Origin of the sequence: Roseovarius marisflavi (assembly GCF_900142625.1) — a bacterium.
GTDB classification, from domain to species: domain Bacteria; phylum Pseudomonadota; class Alphaproteobacteria; order Rhodobacterales; family Rhodobacteraceae; genus Roseovarius; species Roseovarius marisflavi.
The window spans coordinates 1-18,229 of the sequence record NZ_FRBN01000027.1 but is presented as its reverse complement, the minus strand read 5'-3'; the positions used below and the strand labels follow the sequence as shown (position 1 = coordinate 18,229).

The following is an 18,229-nucleotide window of genomic DNA, read 5'->3' as shown; positions in this document are numbered from 1 at the left end:
TGAGTGTCAGTCATGAAATCGCGTGTTTGCAATTGCGCATGCGCACCGGCCTGCGTACCTAATACCAGATGACGCACACCCATGATATCAGCTTTTCCAGCCCTGCCGCCCGCCTGCAGTATCTGCTGTTAATGGGGCTGTTTCGGCTGGCCGTGACCCGTGGGCTTTACGGGCGCTTTGCGCGTGGTCTTGGGCGGATGTTCAGCCCGGAAAATGCCGTGTTTTTGCGCGTCAATGGCGGTGCGCCGTTTCGCATATCGTTAAATGACGGCTATTGGACACGCTTCGCGCTCTATCGCTTTCCCTACGAGCCAGAGGTCGCAGCCGCCCTTTATGCTGCGCGCGGCCGTACCCCTCTGTTTTGTGATCTGGGCGCCAACAAGGGCTATTGGACGACGCAAGCCGCTGGCAAGTTCGAGCGCGTGATCGCGGTTGAGGCCTCGGCGAACACCTACGCCGCGCTCGATCAGAACGCAGGTAAGCTGCCCAATGTTACCCTGCACCGCGCCGCCATTCATGCGCGGTCCGGCGAAACGCTGACCTTTCTCAACACCCACCTCAGCCACGCTTCCGCGCGGCTATTGGGGGCTGAGGATGCCGGGCACGGCGATCAGACCGAAACCGTCACCACGCTGGCGATTAATGATCTTGTGCCTGCGGGCACCGCCGCACTTATCAAGCTTGATGTCGAGGGCGCCGAGGTGGCCGCGATCGACGGCGCCGCACGCGCACTACGCGACGGCAGCGTTCTGATCTACGAGGATCACGGCAACGACCCGGCCTGCACCCCAAGCGCGCATTTGCTGGGCCTTGACGAGATGTGCGTCTTTGCGATCGAGGACGGGATTGCGGCCATGCCCTCGATCAATGCGATCCGCGCGCTGAAAACCGATCCCTACAAGGGCTATAACTTTCTGGCGGCACGCGCGGGATCGCCTCTCTTGGCCGCGATGATCGAAGGTTTTGCAATGCCCGGCCAAAGCCGCTAGCAAGGACGAAACCCGCCACCAACCGGAGCACCCCCTTGCCCCTACCCCGCGCATGGCAAAAAATGCTGTCAGGCCGCAGGCTTGACCTGCTTGACCCGACGCCGGTCGATATCGAAATCGAGGATATCGCCCACGGCCTTAGCTTTGTCGCCCGCTGGAACGGGCAGACGGTGGGCGATTTTGCCTATTCGGTGGCCGAGCATTCGCTTTTGGTCGAACGCCTGTTTGATCGCATGAACCCGCGCGCGCCTGCGAAATGGCGGCTTGCCGCGCTTTTGCATGACGCGCCGGAATATGTGATCGGCGACATGATTTCACCGGTCAAAGCCGCCGTTGGTCCGGGGTACGACGAGCTGGACAAGCGGCTTGTGGCGGCGATCCATATCCGCTTTGGCCTTCCGGCCAGCCTGCCGCCTGCGGTCAAGAAACAGATCAAGAAGGCCGACAAGATCAGCGCTTGGATGGAAGCCACCGAAATCGCCGGCTTTACCACCGCCGAGGCGGATCGTTTCTTTGGCCAACCCGACCCCGAGGTGATTGGTGATCTGGCGATTGATCTGCGTCCGCCCACGTTGGTACGCGCCGATTACACCGCGCGACATCACGCTCTCATTGCCGAAATTGGCTAGCGGATCACACCCAACCGCCACGCGACATCAGACCCATAGACTCGAGCTGGCGCCAGCCGGTCAGGCGGGTCGACTGATCACACCAAAGATCGGGGTCCTGCGTAATATCGTCGTAATAGGCATCATAAAGCGCGCTATTGGCAAAATGCTCCTGGCGCTGCTTTTCCTCGGCAGAGCGTTCGACGACGGTGCTTAGAAACTTGGTATGGAGCAGCACGCCAGACGCCGCCTCGCCGCTGACGCAATCATAGACCCGGTTCAAACGGCGCGGCAAAAGCGAATGCGCCGAGCTGACATAGGCGAACCGGCGGTTCCATTTGACCAGCGGCACCTTGCCCATCGTTGGTGCGCGCTTGGGCTCTGCGGCGAAAAAGCGACGGGCCCGCACGCCGCCCTGAATCCACAGGTTTTGCAGGTCGGGCTTGCGCCGGATCATGTAGTTACCGCCATCAAACCAGCACAGGGTCTCGAACGGATCATCGCCTTCGCGATACGCCTGCGCCGAGAGGCGGCCCTTGGGATACATATCCAGCATCAGCGCGCCAAACGACTGCCGTCCCTGTCGTTCAAGCCAATCCACCAGTGCCGGCAAGGGGCGGGTGTCGTGATAGGGGTAAATCAGAATTTCGTCAGCATCGAGCGTCAGGCACCAGTGCCCGTGAGCGTGCTTGAGCTGAAGCCAGGTCAACCAATCCACCCCGAAGCGCGACAGCTTGTAACTATGTTTGGTGGCCCAGAGCGACACGTCGGGTTGCTGCGCAAGATAGTCGGGGGTGCCATCATCGCTTGCGTTATCGACAAACAGGAAATGGCGCACCCCAAGGTGTCGGTGGTGATCAAGGAAAAACGGCAGGCGCGCGCGTTCGTTGCGCACGGTGCTGGCGGCAAGAATATCATCTGCTGCGATGCTGGCGGTGCGGTCCATCACCGGGCTTAGCTGATGGCGCTTGCGAAAGGCGCGCAACAACAGGCGGCGACGCTTCCATCGCAACCGATAGGCCATCGCCATGTCGTTAAGCCTGTCCATCCTGCCCATGCCCGTCCTTATCGCACGCCCAAGACAGCGTCGGCGCTATTTCTCGTAATGTCCAGTTTGATGCCAGCGCCAGGCGTCGGCAATCATCTGATCAAGGCTCGAGCGCGCCGGCCGCCAGCCAAGTTCGGCCTCGGCGCGGGTAGAGCCGGACACGAGTTTGGTGCAATCTCCGGGCCGACGTGGCCCCTCGACAACCGGCACCGGGCGGTTGGTGATCGCGGCGGATTGATCAATCACCTCGCGCACGGAAAAGCCGCTTCCGGTACCAAGATTGAAAACCCGGCTGCCCTTGTCGTACTCTAGCCATTTCAGCCCGAGAATATGCGCATCCACAAGATCGCAGACATGCACGTAATCGCGAATGCAGGTGCCGTCGGGCGTGTCGTAATCGGTGCCGAAGATCGTCAGCGCGTCGCGCTTGCCCTCGATTGCGTCAAGCATGAGCGGGATCAGATGTGTTTCGGGCTGGTGGAACTCGCCCACTTCGCCGGCAGGATCGCAGCCAGCGACGTTGAAGTAACGGAAAATGACGTGGCGCAGGTCATAGGCCACCTCGAAATCGCGCAGCATATCCTCGATCGCGCGTTTGCTCGCGCCATAGGCGTTGATCGGATGCTGGGCGCTGGTTTCGTCAAGAATGACGTTATCCTGATCGCCATAGGTCGCGCAGGTCGAGGAAAAGACGAAGTTCTTGCATCCCGCCTGTACCGCGGCCTGCAACAGGTTGAGCGATCCGGCGACGTTGTTATGCCAGTAAAGCCCTGGCTCGCGCATGCTTTCGCCGACCTGGCTCAGGGCCGCGAAATGCATCACGGCAACCGGTTGATAGGCGGCAAAAATCTGATCAAGCCGGGCGCGGTCGGTCAGGTCGCCCTGCTCGAAGGGGCCGAATTTGACGGCGTCTTGCCAGCCTGTGCTAAGGTTGTCGTAGGTCACAGGCGTATAACCCGCCGCCTTCAACGCCTTACAGGCATGCGATCCGATATAGCCCGCACCCCCCGTCACCAGAATATTTGTCACAACCGGCCCCTTTTATCGCGCGTCACTGGGCGGCTTTTTCCGAATGCACAACATCCGAAATATAGTTCCAGAGATCATCGCGCAGCTCAGGACGCGCCAGGGCAAAGGCCACCGTTGCCTGCAAGAAACCCGCCTTTGATCCGCAATCAAAGCGCTGTCCCTGAAAGCGGAATCCATATACCTCTTCGCCATCTTCGCGGGCGGCATCAATCGCATCGGTCAGTTGGATTTCGCCACCTGCACCGGCCTCTTTGCGGTTCAGCTTTTGCAAAACCGTCGGCGTCAGAATGTAACGGCCGATCACCGCAAGATTCGACGGCGCCGTGCCGGGTCCTGGTTTTTCGACCATGCCCTTGGTCGATACGATTGATCCCATATCCTCTTTGATATCAAGAATGCCGTAGGAGCCTGTCATATGATCCGGCACTTCCATGGCTGCCACGATGTTGCTTTGGGTTTCCTCAAAGGCTTCGACCATCTGAGCAAGGCAGGGCTTTTCGGCAGCGATCACGTCATCAGGCAGGATCACGGCAAAGGGTTCGTTGGCAATCAGGCGTCGCGCACACCACACCGCATGGCCAAGGCCGAGCGGTTTGTGCTGGCGCATATAGGCGATCTCGCCGCTGTCCATGTTGGTGGATTTCAGAATTTCAAGAAGCTCGGTCTTGCCCTTCTTGCGCAGCTCGGACTCAAGCTGGGGAGCGTTGTCAAAGTAATCCTCAAGCGCGCCCTTGCCGCGCGAGGTCACAAAAATAAACTCCTTGATCCCCGCTGCGCGGGCCTCGTCGATTGCGTATTGAACCAGTGGGCGATCGACCAGCGTCATGATTTCCTTGGGAACCGACTTGGTTGCTGGAAGAAACCGTGTGCCAAGCCCCGCCACCGGAAAAATCGCCTTGGTTACTTTCGTACGCATGAGCCGTTCCTCATAAATCTTCTTTACTGCTGTCACAGTCATACACAAAATTCTTCCCTGGTGCATAGGGCATTGCAGGGAAAATTGGGGCACTGCGCGCATATAACCAAAACATTTCGTGAGCAGGGCGCGTATTCGGCGTCGTGCCGCTTAGGCCATGCCCATCTCGGCCATCATCGTTTGAATACGGGGCACGTCTTCGGGGTTATTCAATTCCCAGAACTGGCGACCGCGCGCCTCGACTTCGACGCAAAGCACCGGGCGACCGCGTTCCAGAAACCGAAGCTGTTCCAGACCCTCGAGCGCCTCGAGCGGGCCCATGTCCCACCCCGCATAATCGGCAAGTGCGGCGGGGCGGTAGGCATAGACACCGACATGGTGAAACACCGGTGTCGGCGCATCATCCGCATAGCTCTGGCCGGTATAGGGGATCACCTCTTTTGAGAAATAAAGCGCACGCCCGCCAGTGCCAAAAACCGCCGTGGTGCCGCCGACACGGCCCGCGGCGCGGTCTTGCAGGAAGCCGTTAAGGGCGCGCCCCTCACAGCGCAGTACCGGGGTGGCCACCTCGGATTGCGGATCGGCGCGCAGACCTTTGACAAGATCCTCGACAAACCAATGCGGGGTCAGCGGCGCGTCGCCCTGAAGGTTCACGATAATGTCATACCCGCCGCCAAGGTTTTGCAGGGCCTCGGCGCAACGTTCGGTGCCATTGCCACAGCTCTCGGAGGTCATCACCACCTCGGCGCCGAACGCCTCGGAGGCCAATTTGATCCGCTCGTCATCGGTTGCCACGACAACACGGTCAACGCCCGCCACCTGAGAGGCGGCCTCCCACGAGCGCTGGATAAGGCTCTTGGCCTCGCCGGTGGCGCCGGTCAGCGTGGCCAGCGGCTTACCGGGATAGCGAGACGACGCATAGCGCGCCGGAATGACGATCAGAACGCTCAAATCAGGCTTCCTTCAGGTCAACGGCCGGGGCGTAGGCGATGAAAAACGGGTTGGCATAGCCCTCTTTGCCATAAACCAGCGGCTGGTGATCTTCAAAGCGCACCACGCGCCCACCGGCGCCGCGCAGCACCGCATCACCGGCGGCGGTATCCCATTCCATCGTGCGCCCGACGCGGGGGTAAATATCGGCCTCGCCAGTGGCGATCAGACAGAACTTGAGAGACGATCCGGCGCTCTTCATGTCCTTGACCGCGTATTTCCCGATATAATCATCCGTCGCCTGATCGCGGTGCGACTTGCTTGCCACCACCATAAGCGCGGCATTGTCCGGCTCTGAAACGCGGATGGCGCGCAGGTTTCCGGGGGTGTCCCTGTGGAACGGGCCGTCTTCTTCAACCGCGCTGCCGTCTGCCTGGGTGAAGAACATCCGCGCCTTGGCGGGCGCATAAACCACGCCGCGCGTCGGCACGCCGTTTTCGACATAGGCGATGTTGACCGTGAAATCGCCGCGCCGGTTGATGAATTCCTTGGTGCCATCCAGCGGGTCAACGATAAGGAACGTCTCGGCGCGCTCGGCATGCGACGCGGCCTGTTCTTCGGTCACCAGCGTCACATCGGGAAACGCGGCGCGAAGCCCGGCCGAAATGATCGCATCGGCGGCCTCGTCGGCCTCGGTCACGGGGCTGTCGTCGGATTTGACCTTCACGTCAAAATCGTCGGCCTCGTAAATCTCCATGATCCGATCCCCGGCCTCAAGTGCCAACTTCCGAATTACCGTGACAAGCCTGTCATAGTCCAAAACACCGCTCCTTTGGTACGCGACGCAATTCTGCGCCGTTAATAGATAGATTACCTGCGCCCCCTTATGATACGCTCACCGCGGGACGGCAAGAAACCCATATAAGAAAACCACAGGCAACCGGGCACAATCGATTATGTTCAGAACCGCCAGACCAAGATCAACGCTTCAGTCGGCCATTATCATCGCCGAACTGATTTATCATTCAGTGGTCCGAAATATCCGAAAAGGCCACAGCAATGCGGTCATGGCGCTGGTGATGAATATCCTGACCGCGGTGATCATGGTCATGTCGTTCTACCTCATGTTTTCGATACTTGGCATACGGGGCGCAAAGATGCGCGGCGATTTCCTGTTGTTCATGATGTCGGGCATTTTCATGTACATGACGCATATCAAAGCCGTGAGTGCGGTTGTCGGGGCCGAAGGGCCTTCATCGCCGATGATGCAGCATGCGCCGATGAACACCATCATCTCGATAAGCGCCGCGGCCATAGGGGCACTTTATATTCAGGTCTTGTCGATGTTCATCGTCCTGTTCGTTTATCACGTGGGCTTTACGCCATTTGACGTTGATCGTCCGATCGCGGCCTTTGGCATGTTGTTGCTGTCCTGGTTCAGCGGAGTTGCGGTCGGTCTTGTCTTGCTGGGGCTCAAACCATGGTTCCCGACCTTTGTGTCGCTGTTTGTCACCATCTATCAACGCGCCAACATGCTTGCCTCTGGCAAGATGTTCGTGGTGAACACCATGCCGACCTTTATGGTCAACATGTTTGACTGGAACCCGCTGTTTCACATCATCGATCAGACGCGTGGCTTTACGTTTATCAACTACATGCCGCACAAAACCTCGCTTGAATATCCGATATATGTGTCGCTCACCTTGTTGGTGGTTGGGCTTATGGGCGAATTCTATACCCGCCAATATGCCTCCAGTAGCTGGAATGCCCGGCGCTGATTCATCACAACGTACAGTGAAGATCTGTTGGCTGCGCGGGGCGTGTTAATCCGCCGAAAAGCGGTCAGTTAATTTGGCAAACGGATTGCAGATGCCATCTAGGCCGGGCCCAGAAACAGACTGGGCACAGAAAAATCCTGACCGCAATTGGTCAGGATTTCTGTTGTGCATTTAGCCGAGGATCACCGACTTCAGGTCATCATCGATGTAGGGCAGGTATTGCTCAAAGTTCTTGGCAAACATGTCCACGAGTTTGGCCGCCTGAACGTCATAGTCTTCCGGATTTTCCCAGGTCCTGCGCGGGTCCAGCAGAACCTCTGCAACTCCGGGCGCTTCGACCGGCACTTCGAACCCAAAATTGGGATCTTTTCGGAATTCGACTTCGGAAAGGAATCCGTCCAGGGCCGCAGTCAGCAGGCTGCGCGTGGCCTTGATCGGCATCCGCGAGCCGTTGCCATAAGCGCCGCCCGTCCACCCGGTATTCACCAGCCAGCAGGTTGAGCCATAACGTGCGATCTTGTTGCGAAGCAGGTTGCCATAGACTTCGGGGCGGCGCGGCATGAACGGTGCACCAAAACAGGTAGAGAATACCGTTTGAGGTTCAGTCAGGCCGCGTTCGGTCCCGGCCATCTTGGCCGTGAAACCTGAAAGAAAGTGGTACATCGCCTGTGACGGCGTCAACCGCGCGATGGGGGGCAGTACGCCAAACGCATCGCAGGTCAGCATCACGATATTCTTCGGATGCCCGGCCATCCCCGTTTCCGACGCGTTGGGAATATACTCAAGCGGATAGGCGCAGCGCATGTTTTGGGTGAGGCTGGAATCCTCAAAATCAAGTTCTCTGGTCTCTTCATCGTAAACCATGTTTTCGATAACCGTGCCAAACATCGAGCAGGTCGCGAAAATCTCGGGTTCCGCCTCGGCGCTCAGGTTGATTGTCTTGGCATAGCACCCGCCTTCAAAGTTGAAGGTGCCACGATCCGACCAGCCATGTTCGTCATCGCCCAAAAGCGTTCGACCGGGGTCTGCCGAGAGTGTCGTCTTGCCGGTGCCGGACAGGCCAAAGAAAATCGCTGCATCGGTCGGATTGTCGTTTGCATGGTTTGCCGAACAGTGCATCGGCATGACGCCCTTTTCAGGCAACAGGTAATTCAGCAGGCTGAAGATCGATTTCTTGTTCTCGCCCGCGTATTCCGTATTGCCGATCAGGATCAGCTTTTTGTCGATATTCATCGCAATCACGGTTTCCGACCGGCAGCCGTGGCGGGACGGGTCTGACTTGAAGGTCGGGCAGTTGATAATCGTGTATTCGGCGACGAAACTATCCAGATCATTCCGGTCGGGTCGGCGCAGCATGTGGCGAATGAACAGGTTGTGCCAGGCCAGCTCGTTGACCACCCGCACCTTGATAGAGTGCTCGGGATCGGCCCCTGCGATCAGATCCTGAACGAAGTAGTCGCGACCGGCCATATGTACCAGCATGTCCTCGTGCAGCCTGTCAAAGGCCTCGGGGTCCATCGGGGCGTTGTTTTCCCACCAGATTTCGTTTTCCGTGGTGTCGGTGCGAACAATGAATTTGTCTGTCGGAGACCGGCCGGTGAACTCGCCGGTCGAAACAAGCAGTGTTCCACCGTTTCCCTGGGTGCCTTCGTTTCGTTTAAGTGCGGCCTCTACCAGGGCCGCCTCGATAAGGTTGTAATGAACCTCGCCCAGCCCTTTGATCCCTTGGTCTTCAAGTCGGAATCCTGGGTTTACCCGTCCAGTTGTCATGTAGATCTCCTTTGGTGTCGTACTCTACAACGTCGCAACCGGGTGCAGAGCGTCAATCTTGGCTACGATATTTGGGTAGGTGTTAGCATGGGCTTTCAGGTGCTTAAAGGTGGGATAGGCCGCGTTAGCGCCACCAAGTCAACGTTTAGCGCAACCATTTTGGATTTTGCGAGTTCAGGGCGCTCGTCATCCTTTGGTCCGCAGTTTCAGACCCAATCCGAGGTGAATGTAATCTTGCCCGTTTTGCATCCTGGGCTGCCGGGGCGACGCCCGGCCTGCCCTGACTGCACTTGATAAAGGCACGGATGTCGGGCACGGCTTTCTACCGTGCGGCGTGCAAATCGCTTTCAGCAGCTTTTAAGGCTGAAGCAGGATCTTTCCATGATGCTTTCCGGCTTCCATGATGCGGTGTGCCTCAGCGGCCTGGCTCAGCGGAAGAACCGCATGAGTAACGCTGCGCAGCGAGCCCCCGGCAAAGATCGGCCATACCTTTTCGCGAAGATCCCGGGCCACCTGGGCCTTGAAGGCGTCCGAGCGGGACCGCAGGGTCGAGCCGGTGTAACTGATCCGTTTGAGCATCACTGGCATCAGGTCAATTTCAACCTTCGAGCCGAGGTTGAATGCCAGTTGGATGATGCGCGCGTCGTGGCGCGCGGCCTTTATATTGCGGGCGACATAATCGCCACCGATGATATCGAGGATAATGTCGGCGCCGCCTGCCTCGCGACAGATCGGAACGAAATCCTCTTCGTTGAAATTGATGGTACGTGTCGCCCCAAGTGACGACGCAAACGCTGCGGCTGCCTCTGACTCGACGGTGGTATAGACGTTCAGGCCCATCGCGACGCCAAGCTGGATCGCGGTGGAGCCGATGCCACCAGAGCCGCCGTGAACAAGGAAATTGCCATTTTCAGGGATCGCCTGGCCGAAAAAGACGTTGCTCCAGACAGTGAAAAAGGTTTCGGGAAGGCCGGCTGCATCCACATCCTCGACGCCCTCGGGTATCGGCAGGCAATGATTGGCCGCGACGGCCACATACTCGGCATACCCGCCGCCATTGGTCAGGGCGCACATCCGGTCGCCGGGTTTCCACATTGTTTGTTGCGGCCCGACCGCAACCACTTCGCCCGACACTTCAAGCCCGAGCAGGTCGGACGCGCCCTTTGGGGGTGGATAGTGGCCTCTGCGCTGAACCAGATCAGGGCCATTAACGCCAGCAGCCGTGACCCTGATGAGGATTTCATCCGGGGCAGGGGTCGGCAGGCGGCGGCTGCCCTCGACCAGAACCTCCGGCCCGCCGACGCCATCGGCCTCGATTACTTTCATTGTGTCGGGGAGATGCGAGAGAGTCATTGTGCAATAGCCCTATCAGGTTGCGGCCTGCGCGCGCTTGACGGCGGCAACCACGTCATCTGCGTTCTCGGCGATGACCGCGCCAGCGGCACGCAGGCTTGCGATCTTGTCCTGTGCCGTTCCGCCGCCAAGCACGGACAGGGTGCCGGCGTGGCCCATCTGCCGCCCACGCGGTGCAAATCGCCCGACCACAAGCGCGATGACAGGCTTGCCATAGTCGACGGACGCCAGGTAGGCGGCGGCCTCTTCTTCGTCGAGGCCACCGATTTCGCCGATCAGCACGACCGCCTCTGTTTCATCGTCGTCCCGAAACCGTTTCAGGCAGTCCACGAAATTGACGCCATGCAACGTGTCGCCGCCAATGCCGACTGTCGTTGACTGACCCATGCCTGCCTTGCTGAATTGAGCGACGATCTCGGACGTCAGGGAGGCAGACCGCGATGCGATGCCAATCGGACCAGGCATCGTCAGGCGGGTCGGCATGACGCCGATCTTGCACTGACCCGGTGTCAGAATCCCTTGCGAATTCGGGCCGATCAGAACGGTTTCGGATGACTGCAACGCCTTTTTGACGCGGCTCATGTCATGTTGTGGAATACGTTCGGTCACGCAGACGACAACGCCGATGCCAGCCTCGATCGCCTCAATCATGGCGTCACCCGCATAGGGGGCTGGAACAATCACCATGCTGGCGTTTGCCCCGGTTTCAGCCATCGCCTCTTTGACGGAATTGAACATCGGCAAATCCAGGTGCTGGCTACCGCCTTTTCCCGGCCGGACACCGCCAACATAGCACGGGGCGTAACGCGCCGACTGATCGGTGTAGAATGTGCCGGACCGGCCTGTCATGCCCTGAACGATCACGCGTGTGTCGGAGTTGACAAAGATGGCCATCAGCGTGCCCTCCCGCTACGTGCTATTTCAACGACACGGTTGATTGCACCTGACATTGTGTCGAAGATCTCAACGGGTACTTTCCGGTCGCGAAGGATATTGATCCCCCATTCGGCATTATGGCCCGAGATGTGGGCAATGACCGGTAATTTCCGCTCGGCGCGGGAATATGCAAAATTGACACCTTCCGCTACGGTATCAGCCGCCGTCATGCCGCCGCCGTGAATGTTAAGCAGGATGACCTTCACCTTTGGGTCGGACAGAAGCAATTCAACGCCCTTGGCCACGTCAAAGCTGCGCGCCGTTGTACGGATATCCATGAAGTTGGCAGGTTCCCCGCCGGCGTCCGTGATCATATCATTGGTCGCAAGCCCAAGACCGGCGCCATTGGCAACCACGCCGATATCCCCGGTGAGTTTGACCAGATTGATGTTGCTCTTCTGTGCTTCCGCTTCGCTGGAAGATATCCCCAGATCTTGGACCATGGAATCAAACTCGGGTCTTCTGAAAGAGGCGTTCCTGTCGAGTGCGATCTTGGCGTCAATCGCCATCCATTTTCCATCTGCCGTCTGCACAAAGGGGTTGATTTCAACCAGAGTCAGATCGTTTTCACAAAATGCCTCATGCGCGTTGCAAATAGTTTCAACTGCGTCCGGGCCTTCGATGCCGACGCCCTTGAGGAATTCGACCAGCTCATCCCGTGCCTTGGGGGTGTCGTCAAATAAATAGGTCTTGACCGCATTTTCATCCATGCGAGCAAGTTGCTCGAACTCCACGCCGCCAGCGGCAGAGGCCAGAAGGATGGGCCGACCGCTATTGGGATCAAAGGAAATCGCGATGTAAAAGTTTTTTGCGATGTCGATTGCGGCCTCGACATAAACGGAATGCACGGTTTCACCCGAGGCAGCGGTCTGTTCGGTCACCAGCTTTGAATTGAGCAGTGCTCGGGCCTCGTTGGCGACCGCAGACGGCGTGGCGGCAAACTTGATGCCGCCTGCAAGCCCCCTGCCGCCGGCAGCAATCTGTGCTTTGACCACATATTTACGGGCTTTGATTTCCTTGCAGAGCTTTTCGGCTTGTTCCGGTGTATGAGCCAAGCGGCCCTCGGGAATTAATACGCCGTACTGGCATAGCAGCTCTTTAGACTGATTCTCTGAGAGCATCATCGCGCCGCTCCTCCCTGGCTGGTTGGTTTGTGGTATACCACGGATGTGATTCTGTCAACGCGACTGGCCCCTTGTCCCGCAACAACGCAGGCGGGTAAAAGCCTGCAAAACGGAGGCCACTGTGATCAGTTTGCGAGACCTTGAGTTTATTGCGTCGCTTGCCCGCCGAAAGCACTTTGCGCGGGCCGCAGAAGATTGCGGTGTGTCGCAACCGGCGTTTTCGATGCGGATCAGGAAGCTGGAGGAAAAGCTTGATACGCCAATCGTGAAACGCGGAAACCGCTTTCAGGGGTTTACGGCGGAGGGCGAGGCATTGGTGCGCCACGCGCGCACGATTGTCGAAGACGTCAAGATTCTGGAACAGGAGTTTCGGTCGGCAAAGGGCGAGATCACCGGCAAGCTGGTGATTGGCGCTGTGCCGACGGCCGTGATCTTTGCGGCCCGCACGGTAAAAGCACTCAGAACAAAGCATCCCGGCATCAAGGTTAGCATCCAGACGGCGACGTCTCTGGCAATTCAGCAGGGATTGGAAAACGGGCTATACGAGGCCGGGATCACCTATGGAGAGGGCGTGTCACATGATCTTTTGCGGGTGGAGGAGCTATACAAGGAAACCTACCTTTTATTGGTACCGACACATCTTGCACCGCGCCTGAAAGGTGAGGCGACTTGGACAGAGGCCGCGCAACTGCCGTTGACCTTACTGGAGCCCGGAATGCAGAATCGCCGCATTCTGGATAAGGTATTTGACGACCTTGGGCTGCTCCCCGAAGTGAGTGTCGAAACCGGTGGGTTTATTGCCGCGATGGTTCTGGCCGCCGAAGGCATGTCGGCCACGGTCGTTCCAAAGCACCTGATCGAGGCCCTTGGCACGCCGGAGGGAACGGTGGCCTTGCCCCTGGCGGCACCGGTACTTGAAAAAAATGTGAGCATCGTCACGCCGTTGCGCGATCCAAACCTGCCAACGGTCGAAGCATTGCGGCGCGCCTTGCTGAAAAAGTAGATAACCTTTGCTTATCACAAGATCAGTTAAACGAAATTGACGTTCAGTGTTGTTGATGTGGTATACCAAGAGCCAAGAGCTTGAGGAGAACACCATGGCACCGCTGGACGATCGCATTGGCATCTGGAAGAAAAAGGGCACCGGCAAAAGCCGTAAAACACCCAAGGGCCGTCAGGTTGACGACGATGCCGTGCAGGACATTCAGTCCCTGCTGGGTGACCGGCCACGCCGACGTGATCTTCTGATTGAATTTCTTCATTTGATTCAAGATCATTACGGCCATTTGTCCGCGGATCATATCGCGGCACTGGCCGATGAAATGCGCCTTGCTCAGGCCGAGGTTTACGAGGTGGCGACCTTCTATGCGCATTTCGACGTGGTGCGCGAGGATGAGACTCCGCCACCTGCACTGACCATCAGGGTTTGTGATTCGCTCAGCTGCGAAATGGCCGGGGCAGAGCAGTTGCGTAATGCTTTGGAGGGCGGCCTTGATCCATCACAGGTACGCGTTCTTCGTGCGCCCTGCATGGGGCGTTGTGATACGGCGCCGGTTCTGGAGATCGGGCATAACTATATCGATCATGCGACCCCCGAAAAGGTGCAGGCGGCAATAGCCTCGGATGACACTCACGCTCATATCCCCGACTATGAAGCCTTTGCGGCCTATCGCGACAACGGTGGTTACGCCACTCTTGCGTCGCTCCGCGAAAGTGGCAACTGGGAAGACGTGCAGGATAAAATCCTGTCCTCCGGACTTCGGGGGCTGGGCGGCGCCGGTTTTCCATCCGGCAAGAAGTGGGGGTTTGTCCGCATGAACGACGGGCCGCGTTATCTGGCGGTCAATGGCGACGAGGGCGAGCCGGGCACCTTCAAGGATCGTTACTATCTGGAACGCACGCCGCATCACTTCCTCGAAGGCATGTTGATCGCGGCCTGGGCTGTCGAGGCCGAGACCTGCTTTATCTACATGCGCGACGAATACCCTGCGGTGCTCCGAATTCTGGCAACCGAGATTGCGGCATTGGAAACGGCTGGCATCGTGGCGCCGGGCTATATCGACCTGCGGCGCGGCGCCGGGGCCTATATCTGCGGCGAGGAATCCGCGATGATCGAATCCATCGAAGGCAAGCGCGGGATGCCCCGACATCGTCCGCCGTTTGTGGCCCAGGTCGGCATATTCAACCAGCCGACGTTGGTGCATAATGTCGAAACCCTGCACTGGGTTGCCAAGATCTGTCGCGACGGCCCCGAGGTTCTGAACTCCGTTGAAAAGAACGGGCGCAAGGGTTTGCGCAGCTACTCGGTCTCGGGACGTGTCGCCCGGCCCGGTGTCTACCTGCTGCCGGCGGGGTCAACCATTCTGGATATCATCGAAGCGTCTGGTGGAATGGCTGAGGGCCATGTTTTCAAGGCCTATCAGCCGGGCGGGCCGTCGTCGGGTCTTCTCCCTGCTCATATTGACGACGTCCCGCTCGATTTTGACACGCTGCAACCGCTAGGGACCTTTATCGGGTCTGCGGCTGTGGTTGTTCTCTCGGATCAGGACAAGGCCAGGGATGCCGCGCTCAACATGCTGCGGTTCTTTGAGGATGAAAGCTGTGGCCAGTGTACGCCATGTCGCACCGGCTGTGAAAAGGCCGTCAAGCTGATGCAGCAAGAGAGTTGGGATACCGATCTTCTTGAGGATCTGTGCCAGGTGATGGGTGACGCCTCGATCTGCGGTCTGGGGCAGGCGGCCCCAAATCCAATCCGGCTTGTGATGAAACATTTTGCCGATGAGATCAAAGGCTGAGAAAGGATAACGACATGCTTGACGCAAGCGAAACCAAAACCGTCACCTTCAGCCTGAATGGCGAGGATGTGACCGTGCCCGAAGGCTGGACCATCTGGGAGGCCGCGAATGGACAGGGCCTCGTGATACCGCATCTGTGCCACAAGCCGCAAAAAGGCTATCGGCCGGATGGAAATTGTCGGGCCTGCATGGTCGAGGTTGAAGGCGAGCGCACGCTGGTGGCCTCGTGCATCCGCCCTGTCGCCGAGGGTATGACCGTCACGACAGATAGCGAACGCGCCAGGAAATCGCGTGAATTGGTGATAGAGCTTTTGGCCGCAGATCAGCCAGAGGTAAGGCACGACGCCTCATCGCATTTCTGGGACATGGCCGCCCTGAATGGTGTATCAGACAGCCGTTTTCCCAAGACCGAGGCTGATCAGGTGCCGCTGCTGGATGCCAGCCATGTGGCGATGCGGATTAACCTGGATGCCTGTATTCACTGCAATCTTTGTGTCCGTGCCTGCCGCGAGGTCCAGGTCAATGACGTTATCGGCATGGCAGGGCGGGGCCGCAGCGCAAAGATCGTGTTTGATCAGGATGATCCGATGGGCGACAGCAGTTGTGTTGCCTGTGGCGAATGCGTTCAGGCCTGTCCGACAGGGGCGCTGATGCCGGCGACCGTGCTGGATGAAAACGAGGCCGGGGACAGTAAGGATTATGACCGCGAAGTCGAAAGCGTCTGCCCGTATTGCGGCGTCGGCTGTCAGATCTCGTTCAAGGTCAAGGATGACAAGATCAAGTATGTCGAAGGCATCGACGGCCCGGCCAATGAAAACCGGCTCTGCGTCAAGGGGCGGTTCGGGTTTGACTATATCAACCATCCGCATCGCCTTACCAAGCCGTTGATCCGGCGCGAGGATGCGCCAGCCAAGGGCCTGAATGTGGACCCCGGAAATTTGCTGTCGCATTTCCGCGAAGCAAGCTGGGACGAGGCGCTTGATTTTGCCGCAAATGGCATGAAAGGGCGCGGGCGCGAAGTGGCGGGATTTGGCTCTGCGAAATGCTCGAACGAAGAGGCCTATCTTTTCCAAAAGCTGATCCGACAGGGCTTTGGCCACAACAACGTCGATCACTGCACCCGGCTGTGCCATGCCTCGTCGGTTGCGGCGCTGATCGAGAATGTCGGATCGGGCGCTGTGACCGCGACCTTCAACGAGATTGAAAATGCCGATGTGGCGATCGCCATCGGCTGCAACCCGATCGAAAACCATCCTGTCGCTGCGACTTATTTCAAGCAGTTCACCAAGCGCGGCGGCAAGCTGATCGTGATGGACCCGCGCGGGACCGGTCTTAAGCGTTTTGCCAGCCACATGCTTCAGTTCAAGGCCGGCGCTGATGTGAGCATGCTGAATGCGATCATGCATGTGATCGTCGAGGAGGGCCTGTACGACCGGCAATATATCGAGGCCTTTACAGAAAACTGGCCCGCGATGAAGGCGCACCTCAAGGGCTTTGAGCCCGAAAAGATGGCCGAAATCTGCGGCATTGATGCCGAGGTGCTGCGCGATGTTGCCCGTACCTTTGCAGGTGCCAAGGCGGGTATGATTTTCTGGGGCATGGGGATTTCCCAGCATATCCACGGCACCGATAATTCGCGCTGTCTGATCAGCCTCGCACTGATGACCGGTCAGGTTGGTCGCCCCGGCGCCGGTCTGCACCCGTTGCGCGGGCAGAACAACGTTCAGGGGGCGTCTGATGCGGGGCTGATCCCGATGTTCCTGCCGGATTACCAGAGTGTGACAGATGATGGCGTGCGCTCGGCCTTTACCGATGTCTGGAACTCTGAGGATTTCTCGAGCGAAAAAGGCCTGACCGTGGTCGAGATCATGGATGCGATTCATGCCGACACGATCAAGAGCATGTACATTCTGGGGGAAAACCCGGCGATGTCCGACCCGGATGTGGATCACGCAAGGGACGCTCTGGCCAAGCTCGATCATTTGGTTGTGCAGGACATTTTCCTTACGGAAACGGCAAACTATGCCGACGTGATTTTGCCGTCCTCTGCCTGGTACGAGAAGACCGGAACAGTGACGAATACGAACCGTCAGGTGCAGATGGGTCGCGCGGTTGCGCCCCCCCCCGGAGATGCACGGGAAGACTGGTGGATCGAGGTGGAGCTTGCCAGAAGGCTGGGTCTCAACTGGACCTACACCCACCCCTCTGAAGTCTTTGCCGAGATGAAGCTGAACATGCGCTCTCTGGACAACATCACCTGGGACCGTCTGCAAGGTTCTGCGGTGACATACCCGTCGCTCAGCCCCGAGGACCCCGGTCAGTCAATCGTTTTTGGTGATGGCTTTCCGCGCCCTGCGGGTCGCGCGCGCTTTACCCCTGCAAATGTGATCCCGCCAGACGAGGTGCCGGATACAGAGTATCCATTCGTCCTGATCACCGGGCGACAGCTGGAACACTGGCACACCGGATCAATGACCCGGCGCAGCAAGGTGCTGGATGCGGTCGAGCCCGAGGCGAATTGCTCGCTACACCCGAAAACCCTGCGCGCGCTGGGTGTTGCGCCGGGCGAGTATCTGCGCCTCACGACCCGCAGGGGCACGGTGACCGTCATGGCGCGGGCCGACCGGGCCGTGGCCGAGAACAATGTGTTCCTGCCGTTCGCCTATGTCGAGGCGGCGGCGAACATTCTGACCAATGCGGCGCTCGACCCCTACGGCAAGATCCCCGAGTTCAAGTTCTCGGCTGTCCGGGTTGAAAAGGCCGAAGCGGTAGCGGCCGAGTGAACGCGGCGATCCGGTAGTGAAACGAGGCCCGGCAAGATTGTTTGCCGGGCCTCGTCTGTTGGTCATTGTGACATTCGGATGTGGTCTGGCGCGCCCCGGTGTGGTGCCGGGACGCGCCGAAGGGTCTTAGCCGATCGCCTCAAGCACGGCTTCGCCGAGGCCTGCGGGGC

The 18,229-nt window shown here is 58.6% G+C and carries 15 protein-coding genes; 6 read left to right on the top strand and 9 right to left on the bottom strand.

Translation table 11 applies throughout. From position 1 onward, the window contains the following. Positions 1–68 precede the first annotated feature (68 nt). The gene (locus tag BUB78_RS17000; RefSeq protein WP_073200142.1) at positions 69–989 is read left to right on the top strand and encodes an FkbM family methyltransferase; all 921 of its coding nucleotides are present in this window, start codon (positions 69–71) and stop codon (positions 987–989) included. A gap of 35 nt (positions 990–1,024) precedes the next feature. Further along, on the top strand, positions 1,025–1,618 hold the full coding sequence (locus tag BUB78_RS16995) for an HD domain-containing protein (RefSeq protein WP_245813554.1): 594 nt from the start codon (positions 1,025–1,027) through the stop codon (positions 1,616–1,618). A 4-nt stretch (positions 1,619–1,622) separates the two neighbouring features. Here BUB78_RS16995 and BUB78_RS16990 read toward each other — a convergent pair whose 3' ends face one another. The 5 genes from BUB78_RS16990 to cysQ all read right to left on the bottom strand — a co-directional run bounded on the left by BUB78_RS16990 (position 1,623) and on the right by cysQ (position 6,340). Beyond that, a complete protein-coding gene (locus tag BUB78_RS16990) occupies positions 1,623–2,654 on the bottom strand; it encodes a glycosyltransferase family 2 protein (RefSeq protein ID WP_073200138.1) in 1,032 nt (343 codons plus the stop codon). Between the two features lie 36 nt (positions 2,655–2,690). Beyond that, positions 2,691–3,674 carry a UDP-glucose 4-epimerase GalE gene (gene galE, locus BUB78_RS16985; RefSeq protein WP_073200136.1) on the bottom strand — a complete coding sequence of 328 codons (984 nt, stop codon included), beginning with the start codon at positions 3,672–3,674 and terminating at the stop codon, positions 2,691–2,693. Positions 3,675–3,696: 22 nt separating this feature from the next. Further along, a complete protein-coding gene (galU, locus tag BUB78_RS16980; RefSeq protein ID WP_073200134.1) occupies positions 3,697–4,590 on the bottom strand; it encodes a UTP--glucose-1-phosphate uridylyltransferase GalU in 894 nt (297 codons plus the stop codon). A 150-nt stretch (positions 4,591–4,740) separates the two neighbouring features. After that, positions 4,741–5,541: a 3-deoxy-manno-octulosonate cytidylyltransferase gene (locus BUB78_RS16975; RefSeq protein ID WP_073200132.1), complete on the bottom strand. Its 801-nt coding sequence runs from the start codon at positions 5,539–5,541 to the stop codon at positions 4,741–4,743. A gap of 1 nt (position 5,542) precedes the next feature. Beyond that, positions 5,543–6,340: a 3'(2'),5'-bisphosphate nucleotidase CysQ gene (gene cysQ / locus BUB78_RS16970; RefSeq protein ID WP_073200130.1), complete on the bottom strand. Its 798-nt coding sequence runs from the start codon at positions 6,338–6,340 to the stop codon at positions 5,543–5,545. A gap of 136 nt (positions 6,341–6,476) precedes the next feature. Here cysQ and BUB78_RS16965 point away from each other — a divergent pair, with 136 nt between their 5' ends. Further along, a complete protein-coding gene (locus tag BUB78_RS16965) occupies positions 6,477–7,298 on the top strand; it encodes an ABC transporter permease (RefSeq protein ID WP_073200128.1) in 822 nt (273 codons plus the stop codon). Positions 7,299–7,469: 171 nt separating this feature from the next. Here BUB78_RS16965 and BUB78_RS16960 read toward each other — a convergent pair whose 3' ends face one another. The 4 genes from BUB78_RS16960 to BUB78_RS16945 all read right to left on the bottom strand — a co-directional run bounded on the left by BUB78_RS16960 (position 7,470) and on the right by BUB78_RS16945 (position 12,481). Next, the gene (locus BUB78_RS16960) at positions 7,470–9,068 is read right to left on the bottom strand and encodes a phosphoenolpyruvate carboxykinase (RefSeq protein ID WP_073200126.1); all 1,599 of its coding nucleotides are present in this window, start codon (positions 9,066–9,068) and stop codon (positions 7,470–7,472) included. A 357-nt stretch (positions 9,069–9,425) separates the two neighbouring features. Then, entirely contained in the window at positions 9,426–10,394 is a 969-nt protein-coding gene (locus tag BUB78_RS16955) for an NAD(P)H-quinone oxidoreductase (RefSeq protein ID WP_170865097.1), read from the bottom strand. Positions 10,395–10,436: 42 nt separating this feature from the next. Further along, on the bottom strand, positions 10,437–11,315 hold the full coding sequence (sucD, locus tag BUB78_RS16950; protein WP_073200122.1) for a succinate--CoA ligase subunit alpha: 879 nt from the start codon (positions 11,313–11,315) through the stop codon (positions 10,437–10,439). After that, positions 11,315–12,481 carry a succinate--CoA ligase subunit beta gene (locus BUB78_RS16945; protein ID WP_073200120.1) on the bottom strand — a complete coding sequence of 389 codons (1,167 nt, stop codon included), beginning with the start codon at positions 12,479–12,481 and terminating at the stop codon, positions 11,315–11,317. Before BUB78_RS16945 ends, sucD begins: the two co-directional genes overlap by 1 nt. Positions 12,482–12,602: 121 nt before the next feature. On the opposite strand from BUB78_RS16945, the gene BUB78_RS16940 reads away from it, so the two are divergent. From BUB78_RS16940 to fdhF, 3 genes are all read left to right on the top strand, one after another. After that, a complete protein-coding gene (locus tag BUB78_RS16940; RefSeq protein WP_073200118.1) occupies positions 12,603–13,484 on the top strand; it encodes a LysR family transcriptional regulator in 882 nt (293 codons plus the stop codon). A 94-nt stretch (positions 13,485–13,578) separates the two neighbouring features. Further along, positions 13,579–15,276 (top strand): NAD(P)H-dependent oxidoreductase subunit E, encoded by a 1,698-nt coding sequence (locus BUB78_RS16935; RefSeq protein ID WP_073200182.1) that lies wholly within the window; start codon positions 13,579–13,581, stop codon positions 15,274–15,276. Between the two features lie 14 nt (positions 15,277–15,290). Then, complete coding sequence (fdhF, locus tag BUB78_RS16930) at positions 15,291–18,059, top strand: formate dehydrogenase subunit alpha (protein WP_073200116.1); 2,769 nt, start codon at positions 15,291–15,293, stop codon at positions 18,057–18,059. The last annotated feature ends 170 nt before the right edge of the window (positions 18,060–18,229 follow it).

Excerpts from the sequence above, each read along its gene's own strand:
- BUB78_RS17000 (WP_073200142.1), top strand. The coding sequence starts at position 69 with ATGACGCACACCCATGATATCAGCTTTTCCAGCCCTGCCGCCCGCCTG.
- BUB78_RS16990 (WP_073200138.1), bottom strand. The coding sequence starts at position 2,654 with ATGGGCAGGATGGACAGGCTTAACGACATGGCGATGGCCTATCGGTTG.
- galU (WP_073200134.1), bottom strand. The coding sequence starts at position 4,590 with ATGCGTACGAAAGTAACCAAGGCGATTTTTCCGGTGGCGGGGCTTGGC.
- BUB78_RS16965 (WP_073200128.1), top strand. The coding sequence starts at position 6,477 with ATGTTCAGAACCGCCAGACCAAGATCAACGCTTCAGTCGGCCATTATC.
- BUB78_RS16960 (WP_073200126.1), bottom strand. The coding sequence starts at position 9,068 with ATGACAACTGGACGGGTAAACCCAGGATTCCGACTTGAAGACCAAGGG.
- BUB78_RS16955 (WP_170865097.1), bottom strand. The coding sequence starts at position 10,394 with ATGAAAGTAATCGAGGCCGATGGCGTCGGCGGGCCGGAGGTTCTGGTC.
- sucD (WP_073200122.1), bottom strand. The coding sequence starts at position 11,315 with ATGGCCATCTTTGTCAACTCCGACACACGCGTGATCGTTCAGGGCATG.
- BUB78_RS16945 (WP_073200120.1), bottom strand. The coding sequence starts at position 12,481 with ATGATGCTCTCAGAGAATCAGTCTAAAGAGCTGCTATGCCAGTACGGC.
- BUB78_RS16935 (WP_073200182.1), top strand. The coding sequence starts at position 13,579 with ATGGCACCGCTGGACGATCGCATTGGCATCTGGAAGAAAAAGGGCACC.
- fdhF (WP_073200116.1), top strand. The coding sequence starts at position 15,291 with ATGCTTGACGCAAGCGAAACCAAAACCGTCACCTTCAGCCTGAATGGC.